This window comes from Streptomyces fungicidicus, assembly GCF_003665435.1.
Lineage (GTDB): Bacteria > Actinomycetota > Actinomycetes > Streptomycetales > Streptomycetaceae > Streptomyces > Streptomyces fungicidicus.
In genome coordinates this window covers 5315684-5335403 of the sequence record NZ_CP023407.1, presented here as the reverse complement: position 1 = coordinate 5335403, position 19720 = coordinate 5315684, and the positions used below count along the sequence as shown (strand labels likewise).

The 19720-nt window shown below is 70.8% G+C and carries 18 protein-coding genes; all 18 read right to left on the bottom strand.

Features of this window, described 5'->3' with window-relative positions; all coding sequences use genetic code 11:
* Nucleotides 1-34: 34 nt before the first annotated feature.
* Nucleotides 35-256 (bottom strand): ATP synthase F0 subunit C, encoded by a 222-nt coding sequence (atpE, locus tag CNQ36_RS24540; RefSeq protein WP_004925497.1) that lies wholly within the window; start codon nt 254-256, stop codon nt 35-37.
* A 73-nt stretch (nt 257-329) separates the two neighbouring features.
* Complete coding sequence (gene atpB / locus CNQ36_RS24535; RefSeq protein ID WP_004925499.1) at nt 330-1169, bottom strand: F0F1 ATP synthase subunit A; 840 nt, start codon at nt 1167-1169, stop codon at nt 330-332.
* A 210-nt stretch (nt 1170-1379) separates the two neighbouring features.
* Nucleotides 1380-1817 carry a Cg1360 family ATP-synthase-associated protein gene (locus CNQ36_RS24530; RefSeq protein WP_121547550.1) on the bottom strand — a complete coding sequence of 146 codons (438 nt, stop codon included), beginning with the start codon at nt 1815-1817 and terminating at the stop codon, nt 1380-1382.
* A 312-nt stretch (nt 1818-2129) separates the two neighbouring features.
* Nucleotides 2130-3473, bottom strand: a complete 1344-nt coding sequence (locus CNQ36_RS24525; RefSeq protein ID WP_121547549.1) for an MraY family glycosyltransferase — start codon at nt 3471-3473, stop codon at nt 2130-2132.
* A 137-nt stretch (nt 3474-3610) separates the two neighbouring features.
* Nucleotides 3611-4849, bottom strand: a complete 1239-nt coding sequence (locus CNQ36_RS24520; protein ID WP_121547548.1) for a serine hydroxymethyltransferase — start codon at nt 4847-4849, stop codon at nt 3611-3613.
* Between the two features lie 162 nt (nt 4850-5011).
* The gene (locus tag CNQ36_RS24515; RefSeq protein WP_004925510.1) at nt 5012-5689 is read right to left on the bottom strand and encodes an arsenate reductase/protein-tyrosine-phosphatase family protein; all 678 of its coding nucleotides are present in this window, start codon (nt 5687-5689) and stop codon (nt 5012-5014) included.
* Complete coding sequence (locus tag CNQ36_RS24510) at nt 5686-6333, bottom strand: L-threonylcarbamoyladenylate synthase (RefSeq protein ID WP_004925513.1); 648 nt, start codon at nt 6331-6333, stop codon at nt 5686-5688. Before CNQ36_RS24510 ends, CNQ36_RS24515 begins: the two co-directional genes overlap by 4 nt.
* 53 nt (nt 6334-6386) lie before the next feature.
* The gene (gene prmC, locus CNQ36_RS24505) at nt 6387-7232 is read right to left on the bottom strand and encodes a peptide chain release factor N(5)-glutamine methyltransferase (RefSeq protein WP_121547547.1); all 846 of its coding nucleotides are present in this window, start codon (nt 7230-7232) and stop codon (nt 6387-6389) included.
* A 27-nt stretch (nt 7233-7259) separates the two neighbouring features.
* A complete protein-coding gene (prfA, locus tag CNQ36_RS24500; RefSeq protein ID WP_004925526.1) occupies nt 7260-8336 on the bottom strand; it encodes a peptide chain release factor 1 in 1077 nt (358 codons plus the stop codon).
* Between the two features lie 105 nt (nt 8337-8441).
* On the bottom strand, nt 8442-8663 hold the full coding sequence (gene rpmE / locus CNQ36_RS24495) for a 50S ribosomal protein L31 (RefSeq protein ID WP_004925529.1): 222 nt from the start codon (nt 8661-8663) through the stop codon (nt 8442-8444).
* Nucleotides 8664-8857: 194 nt separating this feature from the next.
* Complete coding sequence (locus tag CNQ36_RS24490) at nt 8858-9958, bottom strand: LCP family protein (RefSeq protein ID WP_121547546.1); 1101 nt, start codon at nt 9956-9958, stop codon at nt 8858-8860.
* A 339-nt stretch (nt 9959-10297) separates the two neighbouring features.
* A complete protein-coding gene (gene rho / locus CNQ36_RS24485) occupies nt 10298-12379 on the bottom strand; it encodes a transcription termination factor Rho (protein WP_121547545.1) in 2082 nt (693 codons plus the stop codon).
* A gap of 418 nt (nt 12380-12797) precedes the next feature.
* Entirely contained in the window at nt 12798-13715 is a 918-nt protein-coding gene (gene thrB / locus CNQ36_RS24480) for a homoserine kinase (RefSeq protein ID WP_004925538.1), read from the bottom strand.
* A 448-nt stretch (nt 13716-14163) separates the two neighbouring features.
* Nucleotides 14164-15222: a threonine synthase gene (gene thrC / locus CNQ36_RS24475; RefSeq protein ID WP_121547544.1), complete on the bottom strand. Its 1059-nt coding sequence runs from the start codon at nt 15220-15222 to the stop codon at nt 14164-14166.
* 6 nt (nt 15223-15228) lie between these two features.
* A complete protein-coding gene (locus tag CNQ36_RS24470) occupies nt 15229-16521 on the bottom strand; it encodes a homoserine dehydrogenase (protein WP_040906124.1) in 1293 nt (430 codons plus the stop codon).
* Nucleotides 16522-16740: 219 nt separating this feature from the next.
* The gene (gene lysA / locus CNQ36_RS24465; RefSeq protein WP_121547543.1) at nt 16741-18132 is read right to left on the bottom strand and encodes a diaminopimelate decarboxylase; all 1392 of its coding nucleotides are present in this window, start codon (nt 18130-18132) and stop codon (nt 16741-16743) included.
* A 23-nt stretch (nt 18133-18155) separates the two neighbouring features.
* Nucleotides 18156-19130 (bottom strand): ArgS-related anticodon-binding protein NrtL, encoded by a 975-nt coding sequence (gene nrtL / locus CNQ36_RS24460; RefSeq protein WP_121547542.1) that lies wholly within the window; start codon nt 19128-19130, stop codon nt 18156-18158.
* A gap of 88 nt (nt 19131-19218) precedes the next feature.
* Nucleotides 19219-19653 (bottom strand): response regulator, encoded by a 435-nt coding sequence (locus CNQ36_RS24455; protein ID WP_121547541.1) that lies wholly within the window; start codon nt 19651-19653, stop codon nt 19219-19221.
* Nucleotides 19654-19720: the final 67 nt, after the last annotated feature.

The window sequence follows — 19720 nt, the reverse complement described above, 5'->3', positions numbered from 1 at the left end:
CTTTCGTCGAAAGGGTCGGTCGTCAGTGCTCGTCTTAGTAGACGAACGGCATGACGAGACCGATCAGGGCGAGCGCCTCACAGAAGGCGAAGCCCAGGATCTGGTTGGCGCGGATCAGGCCGGCGGCCTCGGGCTGACGGGCCAGGGCCTGGGTGCCGTTACCGAAGATGATGCCAACGCCGACGCCCGGGCCGATGGCCGCGAGACCGTAACCGACGGAACCGAGGTCACCGGTGACAGCAGCAAGGTTGGACATGCCAGTTCTTCCTTCTCTTTACGGACCGGTGGGGGTTGGCCACCGGACGACTACGGGGGTGGAACCGGGGCGCTCAGTGGTGCTCGGCGAGCGCGCCCTGGATGTACGTGCAGGTCAGCAGGACGAAGACGTAGGCCTGCACGGCCTGGATGAAGAGCTCGAAGAGCGTCATGACGAGGACCATGCCGAACGACACCGCGGAGTAGGCGATGCCGATGCCGTTGAGCATGTACCAGCTGGCGATCGTGAAGAGCAGCAGCAGGGTGTGGCCCGCGAACATGTTCGCGAAGAGTCGCACGGCGTGGGTGAACGGCCGGACCAGCAGGTTCGAGAAGAACTCGATGGTCATCGACAGCGGAAGGACCGCGCCGAGCGACTTGTCGTAGCCGGTGACGTTCTTGAAGAAGCCGACGAACCCGTGCCGCTTGAAGGTCAGCGAGACCCAGGTGACGTAGACGATCAGCGCCAGGACCAGCGGGTAGGCGATGATCGAGGTCACCGGGAAGGCGGCGACGGGGATGATCGACCAGAGGTTCATCATCCAGACGAAGAAGAACAGGGAGACGGCCAGCGGGACGTACTTCTCGCCCTCGCGCTTGCCGAGCGTCTGGTACACGATGCCGGTGCGCACGAAGTCGTAGCCGGCCTCGGCGATCATCTGGAGCTTGCCCGGGACGAGCTTCGGCTTGGCGAACGCGGCCCAGAAGAAGCCCACCACGATGATGGAACCCAGCAGCGCGAGCAGCATCGGCTTGTTGAAGTACAGGCCGTTGCCGTCTGCGTTGCCCCAGAGCGGCTCGAAGAGGAACGAGTGCAGGCCCGGAGCCGGGAAGCCACAACCGTCGAACAGGTGGCAGTCGGTCTCGAAGGCGAGCACCTGCGTCGGGTCAGCACTCACCGCGGGCTCCTTCATCGTGGCGCATAGGTACGGCAACCTCGTTGTGTCGGCGCGGCACGCGGCCGCGGTTCGGCACGGGACTGGTGTTACGGATGTGAGGGCGGCTGGGGGGCATCTCGCCTCGCCATGGAGCAGGCGTCAGCTCGGATGCCCGCGCCCGCGATGCCGCAGTTGGCACCGGACGATAGCAGGAGTTCCCAAGCCTCTTTATCCCGGGCCTACCCCTCACGACGAGTGCCCCGAGTTTCCGGGCTTGTTGCCCGTCGTCGACTCGGGTTCGACGTAAAGGATCTTGGACTTCATGTGCGCGCGCGCCTGTGCGGCGATCCACACGAGCGTGGTGCCGACAAGCGTGAGGGCGAAGGCCTTGGGGTGGAAGAGCGTGGTGTCCCGGAACACGGCGACGAAGATGAACAGCAGCAGGATCTGCGCCGCGTACAGCATCAATCCCATTGCCTGGAACAGATGCGGAAGCGTCTTCGCGGTCCGCTGCAGCACATAGAGGCCGATCCCCATGAAGAGGATCACCACCGCGGTCGCGACGAGCGCCCCGATCGCACCCTTGCCACCGGCGACCACCGCGCTGACGACGGCGGCGACAGCGCCGGCGGCAGCCGTGGGCACGGCGGCCTGGGCCAGGATCCGGACGTCAGGGGACGGCATGGCGGCAACTCCGCAATTCACAGGGGGCAGGGTGTCGTCATGGACGAGCGTAGACCCCCGGATCGAGGGTGAATTCCTCGCACCGGTGAACCGTCGCACTGCGGTTCTTCGGCTCTGTCCGGGGTTCTCGTGAACGGTATCACAAACTATTTGATGCAGTCTTTACCTGCTGGGTGTGCTCGCAGTCACACATGAGAGTGATTCCGCGCGGCTGAGCGAAAACGCGGCCACTTTGTCTGATATTGGGGCGGTTCATATACCCAACACCGCCCCATAGGGGCCCCACGACTTGGCAATGCTCTAGCCGGATTCTTACCTTTGCCGTGACCGGTCGGCCAGGCGTGCGCGGGAGCCGACGGCGGTCGCGCCGTTGACGCCGGAGACGCCCGCGGCGACCGGTGTGCGGTCCTCGGAGGCCTCCCCCGGCACCTCCGCCGCCTCGTGCGCGGCCGTCGCCCCGGAAGCCTCGGAAGCGGCCGCGGCGGCCCTCCGGCGCCGGTACCGGGGCGGCACGACGGCCTCCGCCCAGCGCGGGGCGCGCGGCGTGAAGCGGGGCAGCAGAAGCAGGATGAGGCCGATCGTCGACAGGATCACCACGCTCAGCACGATCCACATCGACGCCGAGTTCACCGAGTACGTCAGCGCACCGAAGCCGATCAGCGCCGACCAGAAGTACATGATCAGCACGGCCCGGCTGTGCGAGTGGCCGATCTCCAGCAGCCGGTGGTGCAGATGGCCCCGGTCCGCCGCGAACGGCGACTGGCCCCGCCAGGTGCGGCGCACGATCGCCAGGATCAGGTCGGCGGCCGGCACCGCGATGATGGTCAGCGGCAGCAGCAGCGGGATGTAGACCGGCACCGTCTGGTGCACGGCCTCCTTCTCCGAACCGGCGAACAGCTTCAGCGCGTCCGGGTCGACCTGCCCGGTGACGGAGATCGCACCCGCGGCCAGCACCAGGCCGATGAGCATCGAACCCGAGTCGCCCATGAAGATCCGCGCGGGATGCATGTTGTGCGGCAGGAAGCCCAGGCACATGCCCATCAGGATCGCCGAGAACAGCGTCGCCGGGGCGGCCGCCTCGATGCCGTACGAGTACCAGATCCGGTAGGCGTACAGGAAGAACGCCGCCGCCGCGATGCACACCATGCCGGCCGCGAGACCGTCCAGGCCGTCCACGAAGTTGACCGCGTTGATGGTGATGACCACCAGCGCGACCGTGAGCAGCGTGCCCTGCCACTGGGTGAGCGCGACCGAGCCGACGCCCGGGACGGGCAGCCACAGGATCGTCAGACCCTGCATGACCATCACGCCCGCGGCGATCATCTGGCCGCCCAGCTTGATCAGGGCGTCGATCTCGAACTTGTCGTCCAGCACACCGATCAGCCAGATCAGCGCGGCCCCGGAGAGCAGTGCCCGCGGCTCGTTGGACTTCTCGAAGAGCTGGTTGAGGTTGGTGAGGTGGTCGGCGGTCAGCAGGCCCGCGCAGAGCCCGAAGAACATCGCGATACCGCCGAGCCGCGGAGTGGGTTCCCGGTGCACGTCACGTGCCCGGATCTCCGGCATCGCCCCGGCCACGATCGCGAATTTCCGCACCGGCCCGGTCAGCAGGTACGTCACCGCGGCCGTGACACAGAGCGTCAGCAGGTATTCACGCACGGGCTTCCCCACAGATCTCGCTGGCCATCACAGCCTCACACCCTAGCGAGGCGCGCATACGGGTGGGGACTTCCGGGTAGCGACGATGGTTGCACGCGCGGCTGTGATTTTGGTGCGCCCACCCCCCGCGGGGCCGCTCAGCGCGGGTACGGCGGGAACGCCGCGGCCAGTTCCCGTACGTCCTCCCGGGCCCGCCCGGGCCCGGTGCCGCCGCGCAGGACGCTCGCCAGCAGCCCCGCGACGAACGTCATCTCCGGCGCCCCCATGCCCTGGGTGGTGAGCGCCGCCGTGCCCAGGCGCAGCCCGCGGTCGTCGCCGTGCGGCAGCGCGCAGCAGTCCAGGACCAGCCCCGCCGCCGCGAGCCGGCCGCGCGCCGTGCGTCCGTCGACGCCGAGCGGCGCCGGGTCGGCGGTGATCAGATGGGTGTCCGTGCCGCCGGTGGTGACGGTCAGCCCCTCGGCGGCGAGCGCGGCGGCCAGCACCCGCGCGTTGGCGACCACCCGGTGCGCGTACGCGGCGAACGCCGGCGTCGCCGCCTCCCCGAACGCGACCGCCTTGGCCGCGACGCTGTTCATCTGGGCGCCGCCCTGGCTGAACGGGAACACCGCGCGGTCGACGCGTTCGGCCAGCTCGGCGCCGCACAGGATCATGCCGCCGCGCGGGCCCCGCAGCACCTTGTGCGTGGTGGCGCACACGATGTCCGCGTAGGGCACCGGGCTGGGCGCCACTCCCCCGGCGACCAGTCCGATGGGGTGTGCGGCGTCGGCGATCAGATACGCGCCCACCTCGTCGGCGACCTCGCGGAAGAACGCGTGGTCGATGTGGCGGGGGTAGGCGATGGAGCCGCACACGATGGCCTTGGGGCGGTGGGCGCGGGCCAGCGTCCGCACCTGGTCGTGGTCGATGAGCCCGGACTCGGCGTCGACGCCGTAGCCGACGAAGTCGAACCAGCGGCCGGAGAAGTTGGCGGGCGAGCCGTGGGTGAGATGGCCGCCGTAGGGCAGGCCGAGGGCCAGCACGGTGTCGCCGGGGCGCAGCAGGGCGGCGTACGCGGCGAGCACGGCGGACGAGCCCGAGTGGGGCTGCACGTTGGCGTGTTCGGCGCCGAACAGCGCGGTGGCCCGTTCCACGGCGAGGCGCTCGGCGACGTCGACGATCTCGCAGCCGCCGTGGTGCCGGTTGCCGGGGTAGCCCTCGGCGTACTTGTTGGCCAGCGGTGAGCCGAGGACGGCCAGCACGGCCGGGGACATGAAGTTCTCGGCGGCGTTCAGCTGGAGCGACCCAGCCTGCCGCTCCCCCTCCCCCGCCACCACCTCGGCAACCTCGGGGTCCTGCCGCCGAAGAACATCACTCTCAAGAGCATGCCCGACCGTCATGTCCCCCAATGTAGGCCGAGCAGCCAAAACCCGCCCCTCACCCACCCCCTCGCTGCGGGCACACGCCCCACCTCGCTGTGGGCAGTCGTTCCGCAGGGCGGAACGGGTGGGCACAGCGGAACAACGCCGGAGGCCCTGAAACCCACCCCGACAGCCGCCCGCCTAGGCCCGAGCAGGCACCCCGGTCAGCGCGGTGACCACAGGATCCAGCGCCTGGTGTATCTCGTCCCCGATCGACCGGAAGAACGTCAACGGCGCCCCGTACGGGTCGTACACCTCGTCCGCCTCCGCAGTCGGCGCCAGCAACCACCCCCGCAGCGCCGCGGCAGCCCGCACCAGCGCCCGCGCCCGCATCACCAGCCCCTCGTCCAGCGAAGGCAGCGTCGCCGGGTCGATGGCGTTCACCAGCCGGGTGAACTCCTTCAGCGTGAACGTCCGCAGCCCCGCCGAGTGCCCCATGGAGATGACCTGCGCCCGGTGGTCCCGCGTAGCCGTCAGCACCAGATCCGCCCGGATCACATGGTCGTCCAGCAGCTCCCGCCCCACGAACCCCGCCGTGTCCGCCCCGAACTCCGCCAGCACGGTCTCCGCGTGGGCCTCCATCGGCGCGCCCTCGTGTCCCCACGTCCCCGCGCTCTCCACGATCAGCCCACCCCCCAGGATCCCCAGCCGCTGGCTCACGAAATGCCTGGTCAGTCGCTCGGTGATCGGCGAGCGGCAGACGTTTCCGGTGCTGACGTGGAGGATGCGAAAGGTGTCGCGCGGAAAGCCGAAGGTCGTCGTCACCTCCGCGCTGGATTCCCCGATGCGTATGCCACGCCCCGCCCCAGGGGCCGTCAATTCGCCACCTCGAGGTCTGGTACGACCTTGCGCAGCTCCTCGGGCGAGATCGCCCCCTCGCGCAGCAGCACGGGCACCGGCCGCGTCACGTCGACGATCGAGGAGGGCACGTTGCCGGGCGTCGGACCGCCGTCCAGGTACACGGAGACGGAGTCGCCGAGCATCTCCTGCGCGGCGTCACAGTCCTCCGGCGCCGGGTGCCCGGTGAGGTTGGCGGACGAGACGGCCATCGGCCCGACCTCGGTGAGCAGCTCGATGGCGACCGGGTGCAGCGGCATCCGCACGGCCACCGTGCCCCGGGTGTCCCCGAGGTCCCACTGCAGCGACGGCTGGTGCCTGGCGACGAGCGTCAGCGCGCCCGGCCAGAACGCGTCGACCAGCTCCCAGGCCATCTCCGAGAAGTCGGTGACCAGGCCGTGCAGGGTGTTCGGCGAGCCGATGAGGACGGGCGAGGGCATGTTGCGGCCGCGGCCCTTGGCCTCCAGCAGGTCGCCGACGGCGTCCGGGGTGAAGGCATCGGCGCCGATGCCGTACACGGTGTCGGTCGGCAGCACCACGAGCTCGCCCCGGCGGACGGCGGACGCGGCTTCGCGCAGACCGGTCGCGCGGTCGGTGGCGTCGTTGGTGTCGTATCGCCGAGCCATCTAACGGGCCTCCTCGTACGGGTGCTGCTGGGGGGATGAAGTATGCGGGGCGGTCACGGCAGCGCCTTGCGGGCGGTGGCGAACCGGGGGCGGTTGTTCAGGTCGGGGTGGTCGGCGGCGTCGGTCCAGCCGCGGTCCTCGGCGAAGATCCACGGCACCTGTCCGCCCTGGGTGTCGGCGTGCTCGACCACGACCACCCCGCCGGGGCGCAGCAGCCGGTGCGCGGTGCGCTCCAGGCCGCGGATCAGCTCCAGGCCGTCCTCGCCGGAGAAGAGGGCGAGCTGCGGGTCGTAGTCGCGGGCCTCCGGGGCGACGTACTCCCACTCGGTGAGCGGGATGTACGGCGGGTTGGTGATCACCAGGTCGACCTGTCCGTCGAGGTCCGGGAAGGCCGTCAGGGCGTTCCCCTGGCGCAGTTCGACCCTGGACCCCTCCATGTTCTTGCGGGTCCACCGCAGGGCGTCCTCGGACAGCTCCACGGCGTACACGCGGGAGCGCGGCACCTCCTGGGCCAGGGCGAGCGCGATCGCGCCCGATCCGGTGCACAGGTCGACGATGCACGGCTCGACGACGTCCATCGCGCGGACGGCGTCTATCGCCCACCCGACCACCGACTCGGTCTCCGGCCGCGGCACGAACACCCCGGGGCCGACCTGGAGCTCCAGGTAGCGGAAGTACGCGTGGCCGGTGATGTGCTGGAGCGGTTCACGGGCCTCGCGGCGGGCGATGACCTCCCAGTACCGGGCGTCGAAGTCGGAGTCCTTCACCGCGTGCAACTCGCCGCGCTTGACGCCGTGTACGAACGCGGCGAGTTCCTCCGCGTCGGTGCGCGGCGAGGGCACGCCGGCGTCGGCGAGCCGCTGGGTGGCCTGGGCCACCTCGGCGAGCAGCAGGTTCACGCTGGTCCTCCGGACTGTCTTCGGGGCTTACGCGGCGGCGAGCTTGGCGGCTGAGTCCGCGTCGACGCAGGCCTGGATCACCGCGGCGAGGTCGCCGTCCAGGACCTGGTCCAGGTTGTACGCCTTGAAGCCGACGCGGTGGTCGGAGATGCGGTTCTCCGGGAAGTTGTACGTGCGGATCTTCTCGGAGCGGTCGACGGTTCGGACCTGGCTGCGACGGGCGTCGGCGGCCTCCCGCTCCGCCTCCTCCTGCGCCGCGGCGAGCAGCCTGGAGCGCAGGATACGCAGTGCCTGCTCCTTGTTCTGCAGCTGGCTCTTCTCGTTCTGGCAGGAGGCGACGACTCCGGTCGGCAGGTGCGTGATGCGCACGGCGGAGTCGGTGGTGTTCACCGACTGTCCGCCCGGCCCGGAGGACCGGTAGACGTCGATGCGCAGGTCGTTGGGGTTGATCTCGACGTCTACCTCCTCCGCCTCGGGCGTCACCAGGACGCCCGCAGCGGAGGTGTGGATACGGCCCTGGGACTCGGTGGCCGGCACGCGCTGCACGCGGTGCACGCCGCCCTCGTACTTCAGCCGCGCCCACACGCCCTGGCCGGGCTCGGTGGCACCCTGGCCGCCCTTGGTCTTCACGGCGACCTGGACGTCCTTGTAGCCGCCCAGCTCGGACTCGGTGGCGTCGATGATCTCGGTCTTCCAGCCGACGCGCTCGGCGTACCGCAGGTACATGCGCAGCAGGTCGCCGGCGAACAGGGCGGACTCGTCGCCGCCCGCGCCCGCCTTGATCTCGAGGATGACGTCCTTGTCGTCGCTGGGGTCGCGCGGGACCAGCAGCAGCCGGAGCTTCTCGGTGAGCTCCTCGCGCTGCTTCTCCAGGTCCTTGACCTCGGCGGCGAAGTCGGGGTCGTCGGCGGCCAGTTCGCGCGCGGTCTCGATGTCGTCGCCCGTCTGCTTCCAGGAGCGGTACGTGGCGACGATCGGGGTGAGCTCGGCGTAGCGCTTGTTCAGCCTGCGCGCGTTGGCCTGGTCGGAGTGGACCGACGGGTCGGCGAGCTTCTTCTCCAGGTCGGCGTGCTCGGCGACGAGTTCCTCGACGGCCTCGAACATCTTGGGCTCCTGCTGGTACGTGGGTGAAGGGCGGGCGACCAAAAACGCCGGTCCCGGCCTGCCCCCGGGCGGGGGCGCGGCCGTGGACCGGCGGTTGGAGGCTCGCTACTTCTTGGAGCCGGCGGCCTTGCCGAAGCGGGCCTCGAAGCGGGCCACGCGGCCACCGGTGTCGAGGATCTTCTGCTTGCCCGTGTAGAACGGGTGGCACTCGGAGCAGACCTCGGCACGGATGGTGCCGTTGTCGATGGTGCTGCGAGTGGTGAACGACGCGCCACAGGTGCAGCTGACCTGCGTCTCGACGTACTCGGGGTGGATGTCGCGCTTCAAGGTGTCTCCTAGGTTCCGGGAGGGCTCCGGGTCGCCACCGCTCGGTGCGGGAGCGTGAACCGGGGCCGACGTACCAGTCTGCCAGGACTGGCGCCTTCTCCCAAAACCGGGGGCCGCCGTCGTTTGTTCCCGCGGTCCGGAGGTGATTTCCGCGCCCTGACGTCGGTGCCGCACAGGGGTGCGGTCCCGCGCCGCTACCCGGCGTCGATCACGCCCCGCGCCTCCCCCGCGGACGGGTTCTCCATGGCGCTCCGCGGGATCGGCCTGTCGTGCTTGAGGGCGTCCCACACCAGCCGGGACTCGTCCTCGACGGGCAGGACCCGGTTGGGGTCGGCGGGGTCGTACCGGACCGGCATGGTGGCCATGGTCATGTGGCCGGGTCGGATGCCCTTCAGCCCGTCGGCGAAGGACATCAGGGAGTTGACCGAGCCGAGGCCGGAGTCGGTGGTGACGGCCTTGGTGGCGGTGTCGGCGAGGTCGTACAGCTTCTTGGGGTTGCTGAGCACGCCGACCTCCTGGACCTGCCGCATCAGCGCCTTGACGAAGGACTGCTGGAGCTGGATGCGGCCGAGGTCGGAGCCGTCGCCGACGCCGTGCCGGGTGCGGACCAGGCCGAGGGACTGCTCCCCGTCGAGCCGGTGGGTGCCGGCCTTCAGGTCGAGGTGGCTGTCCGGGTCCGCGATGTCCTCGGTCGTGGTGACCTCGACGCCGCCGAGTTCGTCGACGAGCTTCTCGAAGCCGCTGAAGTCGACCTCCAGGTAGTGGTCCATGCGCAGGTCGGTCATCGACTCGACGGTCTTCACCGTGCAGGCCGCCCCGCCCGTGGAGTAGGCGGAGTTGAACATCACGCCGCTCGCGGCGGGGTGGCTGCCGCCCCCGGTGTCGGTGCATGCGGGGCGGTCGACGATGGTGTCGCGCGGCAGGGAGACCACACTGGCCTTCTTGTGGCCCTTGTGGACGTGCACGACCATCGCGGTGTCGGAGCGGGCGCTTCCGTCGTCGGTGCCGCCGCCCAGCTTCCTGTTGCCGCCGGAGCGGGTGTCGGAGCCGAGGACCAGGATGTTCTCGGAGCCGTCGTCGGCCTTCTCGGGCCGGTCGGTGCCGAGGGCCTGGTCGATGTCGAGGCTCTGGATGTTCCCGTTGAGCTTGAAGTACAGGTATCCGGCGCCGGTGCCGCCCAGGAGGACGATGCCGGCGGCGGTCCAGGCGGCGACCTTCAGCCCTTTGCGTCTCGTGTCGCGCGGTGCGCGGCGGCGGCTCTTGCCCCGGCCGCCCGGTGTGCTCTCGGCAGGCATGTGCTCCTCAGCTCTTCCGCGGTCGTCTACCCCCTGCACTCGGTGCCAGACACGGCCGGGTCCGGTCCGTGTGACCCCATCGTCTCGCCGTCGGGTGGGACGGGAAACCCGGCACAGCCTCGCACGGCGCCCTGTGCCGGACCGGTGCGCGCCGAGGGACCGAGGCGTCCGCCCCGGGGGCCGTGCTCACCGGTGTGACCTGGGGTTTCCTCCGGGTGCGGCGTACGGTCACGCCCCGGCCGCCGTGCCCGTCGCTGTGGTGAAGTTCTCGGCGCACGCGAAAGGGCCGCCCCCTCGCGGGAGCGGCCCTTTTCGGCGGACGTGCGGAGACGGCGTACGTCAGTCGCCGTTGCCCGGCATCGGCGTCGTCTTCTGGATCTGCAGCAGGAACTCGGCGTTCGACTTCGTCTGCTTCATCTTGTCGAGGAGCAGTTCGATCGCCTGCTGCGAGTCGAGCGCGTGCAGCACCCGGCGCAGCTTCCAGACGATGGCCAGCTCGTCGCTGCCGAGCAGGATCTCCTCCTTGCGGGTGCCGGACGCGTCGACGTCCACCGCGGGGAAGATGCGCTTGTCGGCGAGCTTCCGGTCGAGCTTGAGCTCCATGTTGCCGGTGCCCTTGAACTCCTCGAAGATCACCTCGTCCATGCGGGACCCGGTGTCCACCAGGGCGGTGGCGAGGATGGTCAGCGAGCCGCCGTCCTCGATGTTGCGGGCCGCACCGAAGAAGCGCTTCGGCGGGTACAGGGCGGTCGAGTCGACACCACCGGACAGGATGCGGCCGGAAGCCGGGGCGGCGAGGTTGTACGCACGGCCCAGACGCGTGATCGAGTCGAGCAGCACGACGACGTCGTGACCCAGCTCCACCAGACGCTTGGCGCGCTCGATGGCGAGCTCGGCGACCGTGGTGTGGTCCTCGGCCGGGCGGTCGAAGGTCGAGGAGATGACCTCGCCCTTCACCGACCGCTGCATGTCGGTGACCTCTTCCGGACGCTCGTCGACGAGGACGACCATCAGGTGGCACTCGGGGTTGTTGTGCGTGATCGCGTTGGCGACCGCCTGCATGATCATGGTCTTGCCGGTCTTCGGCGGGGCCACGATCAGACCGCGCTGGCCCTTGCCGATCGGCGACACGAGGTCGATGATCCGCGTGGTGAGGACGCCGGGGTCCGTCTCCAGGCGGAGCCGGTCCTGCGGGTACAGCGGGGTGAGCTTGTTGAACTCCGGGCGGCCGCGGCCGTGTTCGGGCGCCATGCCGTTGACGGAGTCCAGGCGGACCAGCGCGTTGAACTTCTCGCGGCGCTCGCCCTCCTTGGGCTGGCGCACCGCGCCGGTGAGGTGGTCGCCCTTGCGCAGGCCGTTCTTGCGGACCTGGGCGAGGGAGACGTACACGTCGTTCGGGCCGGGCAGGTAGCCGGAGGTGCGGATGAACGCGTAGTTGTCGAGGATGTCCAGGATGCCCGCGACCGGGATCAGGACGTCGTCCTCGTTGATCTGCGGCTCCTGCACCTCGTCGCGGCCACGACGGCCCCGGCGGTCGCGGTAGCGTCCGCGACGGCCGCGACGGCCGCCCTCGAAGTCGTCGTCGTCGTGCTGCTGACGGTCCTGACGGCCGCCGCCACCCTGCTGGTTCTGCTGACGGCCCTGGCCGCCGCCCTGGTTCTGCTGCTGGTCGTCGCCCTTGTTCCGGCGGTCACCGCGGTCACCGCGGTCACCACGGTCGCCGCGGTCGCCGCCGCGGTCGCCACGGTCCCCGCGGTCACGGTCGCGGCCGCGCTCACGGCGGTCGCGGCGGCGGCCCTCGCCGCCGTCGTGGTCGGACTTGGCGTCGCCCTGCTGCTGCGACTGCTGCTGGGCGGGGTTCTCGGCCTTGGGCTCGGCCTTGGCCTCGGCGGCGATCGTCTCGGTCGCGGCGCCGGCCGGGGCACCGGCCTCGGCGGTGGCGCGACGACGGCGGCGCTCCGCGGGGGCGGCCTCCTCGCCCTGCTCGGGCTGGCCGGACGCCTTCGGGGAGGGCTGGCCGGGGATCTCGATCTGCTGCTGGGCCGCGGCCTTCTCGGCGGGGGCCTGCTCGTCCTTGGCGTCGGCCTTCTTCTCGGCGGAGTCACCCGTACGGGTCCGCGAGGTGGCACGGCGCTTGGGCTTGGTCTCGGCGGCGGGCGACTCGGCCTTGGCCGGGGCGGCGCCACCGGCGGCCTGCGCCTCCTTGATGACCTCGATCAGCTGGCTCTTGCGCATGCGCGCGGTGCCCCTGATGCCGAGGCCGGACGCGACCTGTTGCAGCTCGGCCAGCACCATGCCCTCGAGGCCGGTACCGCGGCGCCGCCGGGAGCCGGCACCGGTGGCAGGCGCGGAAGCGTCCGTGGCGGGCGCGGCAGCGGTCTCTTCGACACGTGCGCCCATCAGATCGGTGGTGTCGCTCACGAAGGGTCCTTCCCTGGAGCGGACGTCGGCCTGTCTGGCTCGGCGACCGGTTGTGCTGTCCGGCATCGGTCCTTGCTGTGCGGATCGTGCCGGGGCGGTTGTCCGCCTGAGCGGCGGAAGAGATTTCTGGTGACGGCGCTTCCCCGAGCCGTGGCATCCGGTGTCACGTGGCGTGGTCGCACCTGTTCCGAAGCTCCCCCAGAGGGGATACCCCCGCTGGCGGGCCGCTCAGTGTCCGCGTACGGCGTACTGCCCGCGTACGTCGCAGAGAACACAGTGCGGCTTGGGGAGCTCCCGGAAGAATGTCTGTCCCGGACGGGGACACGAGGCACCTCGCCATGGTGGGGTCGGGTGCAGACTTGAGGTTAACACTACCGGATCCAACAAACATTCCCCCTCTCGAAATCCGGCAACCGTGTCAGGTGGCGAGCGGAAGCACGCTCGCTCCCCGCACATCGAGGCTGAGCCGGTTGGCGGCCCAGTCGTTGCCGGCCAATGCCTCGACCTTGTCGGCCGTGTCCGCGTCCGCCAGCGCCATCACCGTGGGTCCGGCGCCGGAGATCACCGCGGGGATGCCGTCCCCGCGCAGCCGCTCCACCAGGGCGGCGCTCTCCGGCATGGCCGGGGCGCGGTACTCCTGGTGCAGCCGGTCCTCGGTGGCGGGCAGCAGCAGCTCGGGGCGCCTGGTCAGGGCCTCGACGAGCAGGGCCGCACGGCCCGCGTTGGCGGCGGCGTCGACATGCGGCACGGTGCGCGGGAGCAGTCCGCGCGCGGTCTCGGTGAGGACGGGCTTCCCCGGTACGAAGACCACCGGAACGATGGATTCGGCGGGGTCCATCCTGATCGCACGGGCCGCGCCGCCCTCCATCCAGGACAGGGTGAATCCGCCCAGGAGACAGGCCGCGACGTTGTCGGGGTGGCCCTCGATCTCGGTGGCGAGTTCCAGCAGCGCGGTGTCGTCGAGCCTGGCCTCGCCGCCTATGGTCACGGCGCGGGCGGCGACGATGCCGGCGCAGATGGCGGCCGACGAGGAGCCCAGACCGCGGCCGTGCGGGATGCGGTTGGCGCAGACGATCTCGAGGCCGCGCGGCTGTCCGCCGAGCAGGTCGAAGGCGGTGCGCAGGGAACGTACGAGCAGATGGCTCTCGTCGCGCGGGAGGGTCTCGCCGCCCTCACCGGCGATGTCGATGTGCAGCCCGGAGTCGGCCACCCGGACGACCACGTCGTCGTAGAGACCCAGCGCCAGGCCGAGGGCGTCGAAGCCCGGGCCCAGGTTGGCGCTGGTGGCGGGGACGCGCACCCGGACGGCGGCGGCGCGGAAGGCGGGACCGGCCATCGCTCGAAGACTCTCCTTGAGCTGCGTGACTGTCGAACGACACCCGGCGGACACCCGAGTGGCACTCGATGGACATTCGAGGGCTGAAAACCCCTGGGATGACGGCCGACCGGGGTGGCCGGCCGCTTTCCGGGTCGCTCCGGGCCGCTTTCCGGACCACGGGGACGACGCGATACCGCGGCATATGCGGCGGGCGGGTTCAGTACAGCCTATCGAAGGAAGGTTGACTGGCGACATAGGGCGCACAGGAGGCGCACGATGCGTGTCGCAAGCCCCCTGTGCACCCCCTGAAGAGGACTTTCCCGGAGGAGCGCACCCTTACGCCGGTTTTGCCGTTTCGCGCAGGCACGGGCGGTGCGTCCCGCACGGTCCGCCCCGCGTGAACCACGCGGGGGCCCGTGTGGCCCACGCGGGAAGACACGCATCTGTCCCGCGCGGGACGGGCAGGCTAGACGAGGCCGAGGCGCTCGGCGGCGGTCGCGGCGTCGACGGGCACGGTGACCGGCTGCGGGGCGCCGGCGACGGCCCAGTCGGGGTCCTTCAGACCGTTGCCCGTGACGGTGCACACGATCCGCTGCCCGGGGTCGACCTTGCCCTGCTCGGCGGCCTTCAGCAGACCGGCGACCGACGCGGCGGACGCGGGCTCGACGAAGACGCCCTCCTGCGACGCCAACAGCCGGTAGGCGCGCAGGATCTCACGGTCCGTCACCTCGTCGATGGCGCCGCCGGACTCGTCCCGCGCGGCGAGCGCGAGGTTCCACGACGCCGGGTTGCCGATCCGGATGGCGGTGGCGATCGTCGACGGGTCCTTGACGACCTCGCCGCGCACGATGGGCGCGCTGCCGGACGCCTGGAACCCCCACATCCGGGGCGTCCGGCCGGCGATCCCGTCGGCGGCGTACTCCTTGTAGCCCTTCCAGTACGCGGTGATGTTGCCCGCGTTGCCGACCGGCAGGACGTGGATGTCGGGGGCGTCGCCCAGCATGTCCACGATCTCGAAGGCGGCGGTCTTCTGCCCCTCGATACGTACCGGGTTGACCGAATTGACCAGCGCCACGGGGTAGTTTTCGCTCAGCGCGCGGGCCAGCGTGAGGCAGTCGTCGAAGTTGCCGTCGACCTGGAGGATCTTCGCCCCGTGGACCAGCGCCTGGCCCATCTTGCCGAGCGCGATCTTGCCCTGCGGCACCAGCACGGCCGAGACCATGCCCGCGCGCACGCCGTACGCGGCGGCGGAGGCCGAGGTGTTGCCGGTGGAGGCGCAGATGACGGCCTTGGCTCCCTCCTCCTTCGCCTTGGAGATCGCCATCGTCATACCGCGGTCCTTGAAGGACCCGGTCGGGTTCGCGCCCTCGACCTTGAGGTGCACCTCGCAGCCCGTGCGCTCGGAGAGCACCTGCGCGGGCACGAGCGGCGTCCCGCCCTCACGGAGCGTCACGACCGGCGTGGTGTCGGATACCGGCAGCCGGTCCCGGTACTCCTCGATGATTCCGCGCCACTGGTGGGTCATTGCTGGTTACTCTCCTTCAACCCGCATGATGCTGGCGACACCGCGCACGGTGTCGAGCTTGCGCAACGCCTCGACGACGCCGCTGAGGGCCGCGTCGGACGCACGGTGGGTGACGACGACGAGGGATGCCTCACCGTCCTTGCCCTGCTGGCGGACCGTGTCGATCGAGACACCGTGCTCGGCGAACACGGTCGCGACCTGGGCGAGAACACCCGGTTTGTCGGCCACGTCCAGGCTGATGTGGTACCGCGTGACGACCTCGCCCATCGACGACACGGGCAGCGCCGCATACGCGGACTCTCCCGGACCGGTGGTCCCGCCGACCAGGTTGCGCCCCACGGCGACCAGGTCGCCGAGCACGGCGGAGGCGGTCGGAGCGCCGCCCGCGCCCGGCCCGTAGAACATCAGCTGCCCCGCGGCGTCCGACTCGACGAACACGGCGTTGTAGGCGCCGCGCACGGAGGCGAGCGGGTGGCTGAGCGGAATCATCGCCGGATGCACCCGCGCGGTGACCGACGCCCCGTCCCCGGCCCGCTCGCAGATGGCGAGCAGCTTGATGGTGCAGCCCATCTCCTTCGCCGAGGCGAAGTCGGCGGCGGTGACCTCGGTCATGCCCTCGCGGTAGACGTCGTCGAGCCGCACGCGCGTGTGGAAGGCGATCCCGGCGAGGATGGCGGCCTTGGCGGCGGCGTCGAAGCCCTCGACGTCGGCGGTCGGGTCGGCCTCGGCGTACCCGAGCGCGGTGGCCTCGTCGAGCGCCTCCTGGTAGCCGGCGCCGGTGGAGTCCATCTTGTCGAGGATGAAGTTGGTGGTGCCGTTGACGATGCCGAGCACCCGGTTCACCTTGTCGCCGGCGAGCGACTCGCGTAGCGGGCGGATCAGCGGGATGGCGCCGGCGACGGAGGCCTCGTAGTACAGGTCCTTGCCGTGCTCCTCGGCCGCGGCGTGCAGCGCGGCGCCGTCCTGGGCGAGCAGCGCCTTGTTCGCGGAGACGACGGAGGCGCCGTGCTCGAAGGCGGTGGTGATGAGCGTACGGGCGGGCTCGATGCCGCCGATGACCTCCACGACGATGTCGAGGTCGCCGCGTTTGACGAGCGCGGTGGCGTCCGTGGTGACCAGGGCCGGGTCGATGCCCTCGCGCACCTTGTCGGGTCGCCGCACGGCCACGCCCGCCAGCTCCACCGGAGCCCCGATCCGGGCGGCGAGGTCGGCGGCGTGCGTCGTCATGATGCGCGCCACCTCTGAGCCGACCACTCCACAGCCCAGCAGCGCCACCTTCAGCGGACGCGTACGCATCATCCGACCTCGATTCCTGATTACCGTCTCGGTTGCCCCAGTCTCACTCACCGGACGGGACTTTCTTCCTTAAGTCCGGATCGTGAGACATCTATTTCATTTTCGTGACCGAAAAGACAGAAGATCTTCCGTCACACGATCAAGGGCCCTGTCATCACTCGTCCGACATCGGCGAACCGGTGCCGACGCCGCTCACCCGGCACCGGTTCGCCGAGCCGGCGCTCACCCGACGTCGAGCCGAAGGATGTCCTCCTCCGTCTCCCGGCGGACGATCACACGCGCCTCACCGTCCCGGACGGCGACCACGGGCGGACGCAGGACATGGTTGTAGTTGCTGGCCATCGACCGGCAGTACGCCCCCGTCGCCGGTACGGCGATGAGGTCGCCCGGCGCCAGGTCCCCCGGCAGGAAGGCGTCCTTCACCACGATGTCCCCGCTCTCGCAGTGCTTGCCGACGACCCGGCACAGCATCGGCTCCGCCTCGGAGACCCGGGAGGCGAGCGCGACGCTGTACTCGGCGTCGTACAGCGCGGTGCGGATGTTGTCCGACATCCCGCCGTCCACGGAGACGTACGTGCGCAGCCCGTCGAGCGGCTTGACGGTGCCGACCTCGTAGAGCGTGAACGCGGTGGGGCCGACGATGGCGCGCCCCGGCTCGACGGAGATGCGGGGCGTCGCGAGACGCGCGGCGTCGCACTCCCGGGTGACGATCTCGGTGAGCGCCTTGGCGATCTCGTGCGGCTCACGGGGGTCGTCGTCGCTGGTGTACGCGATGCCGAGGCCGCCCCCGAGGTCGATCTCGGGCAGCTCGACCCCGTGCTCGTCCCGGATGTCCCTGAGCAGCCCGACGACCCGGTGCGCGGCGACCTCGAACCCCGACATGTCGAAGATCTGCGACCCGATGTGCGAGTGGATCCCGATGAGCTCCAGCCCGTCCAGCGTCAGCGCCCGCCGCACCGCCTCCGCCGCCTGCCCGCCGGCCAGCGGGATGCCGAACTTCTGGTCCTCGTGGGCGGTGGCGATGAACTCGTGCGTGTGCGCCTCGACCCCCACGGTGATGCGGATCTGCACCCGCTGCCGCGTGCCGAGCTCCTGCGCGATGTGCGCGACGCGGACGATCTCCTGGAACGAGTCGAGCACGATCCGCCCGACCCCGGCCTCGACGGCCCGCCGGATCTCGTCCGTGGACTTGTTGTTGCCGTGGAAGGCGATCCGCTCGGCGGGCATCCCGGCCGACAGCGCGGTGGCCAGCTCGCCGCCCGAGCACACGTCCAGGTTCAGCCCCTCCTCGTGCAGCCACCGCACGACGGCCCGGGACAGGAACGCCTTGCCGGCGTAGAACACGTCGGCGTCGTCGCCGAACGCGGTACGCCAGGACCGCGCCCGGGCCCTGAAGTCGTCCTCGTCGAGGAAGTAGGCGGGGGTGCCGAACTCCTCGGCGAGCCGCCTGACGTCGAGCCCGCCGACGGTGAGCACACCGTCGGTGTCACGCGTGACGGTCTCGGCCCACACCTTGGAGTCGAGGGCGTTGAGGTCGGTGGGCGGTGCGGAGTAGTGCCCCTCGGGGAGGACGTCGGCGTGACGGGGCCCGGCGGGGTGTGCGGAACGGCTCATGTCGTGTGTCTCTCTGCGCTCTCTCAGAGGTGGTCTGGTGCGTCGATGCCGAGCAGGGACAGGCCGCCGGCCAGCACCGTCCCGGCCGCGTCGGCGAGCGCGAGCCGGGCACGGTGGGCGGCCGAGGGTTTCTCCTCACCGAGCGGCAGCACGGCGGGGAGCAGGGGCGGTAGGGCGTCGGCGACGGCGACGAGATGCCGGGCGAGCCGGTCGGGCGCGTGCTGCGCGGCCGCGGCCGCGAGGACCCGGGGGTGGTCGGCGAGGACCCGCAGCAGCGACTGCGCCTCCGCCTCCCTCACCGGTCCGGGCTCGGGGCCGTACCCGAGGTCGGCGGCGTTGCGCAGGAGCGCCCGGGTCCGGGCATGGGCGTACCGCACCCGGAACAGCGGATTGCTCTCCCGCTGCACCAGATGCTCGCCACCGATCCGCGGCCGGTCGTGCGACGCCGGATACAGCAGCGCCCAGCGTCCGGCGTCGGGGCCGAGGGGGGCGGGGTCGGCGGGGGCGGGCACCGGACGGATGAGGACGCCCGCGGGGTCGTCGAGGTGGACCAGGGCACCCTGCGAGCGCAGTACACGCGCGACGACATCGGAGTGCACGACGGCCCGCGCCTCACTCACCGCGCGCAGCCGCACGGTACGGCCCTTCTGGGCGTCACCGTGGCCGTAGCTCGTACCGCTCCGCAGGATCTCGCGCACGAGCGCGACGGGCGCGGCGTCGGCGAGGCTGATGTTGAGGAACCCGGGCCCGGTGATGACGACGTCCCCGACTCCGGGGTCACGGAGGAGGCGCGGCCGGAGAACCTCGGCGACATGCTGCGCCGGACGCCCGGCCGGCCGCGCGAGCTGCAGGGCGACGTTGGTCGCGTAGTCCCCGCACCCCCCGGGCCCCGGCGGCGCCACGCGAACCCGCTCGGGCACGGCCACCCGCAGCTCTCCCTCGTCGACAGCACAGCGCACCGCGCGCAGCACGGTGCGGGAGAGCTCGACGGGAGTCACGGGACAAGCGTAGGGGAGGAGGGGGGTGGGTAGGCGAACCGGTTTGGACGCGGTCCCGCGATGTGGACGCCCCCGGTGTTCCCCGGTGTCACCCCCCGGCGTGCCCCGCGGCGGGCTCGGCGTCCCCCGGCCCGTGCACCCGCCCGAGGGGCCTCGCGATCAACCCCTGCACGAGCCGCACGAGTTCCGCGGGCTCGAAGGGCTTGGCGAGGAACGCGTCCACCCCGACGTCCAGCCCACTGTCGATCTCGTACTGACTGCAGGCACTGACGATGACGAGCGGAAGATCACTGGTACGGGGATCGGTACGCAGCCGGGCGGCGGTCCGCAGTCCGTCCAGCCGCGGCATCACCACATCAAGGGTGACGAGGTCCGGCCGCACCTGATGAACGACTTCCAGACACTCGGCACCATCGGCCGCGGTCACGACCTCGATGCCCTCCAGCTCGAGGTTGACCCTGATCAACTGCCGGATGACCTTGTTGTCGTCCACAACAAGAACCCGGCCCGACGCGCCTGGCACACCTCGAGAGTAGGTCGGACCCGGCCACCGCGTCCGGCGTTTCCCCACTTCCACCCCGCACGGGCGA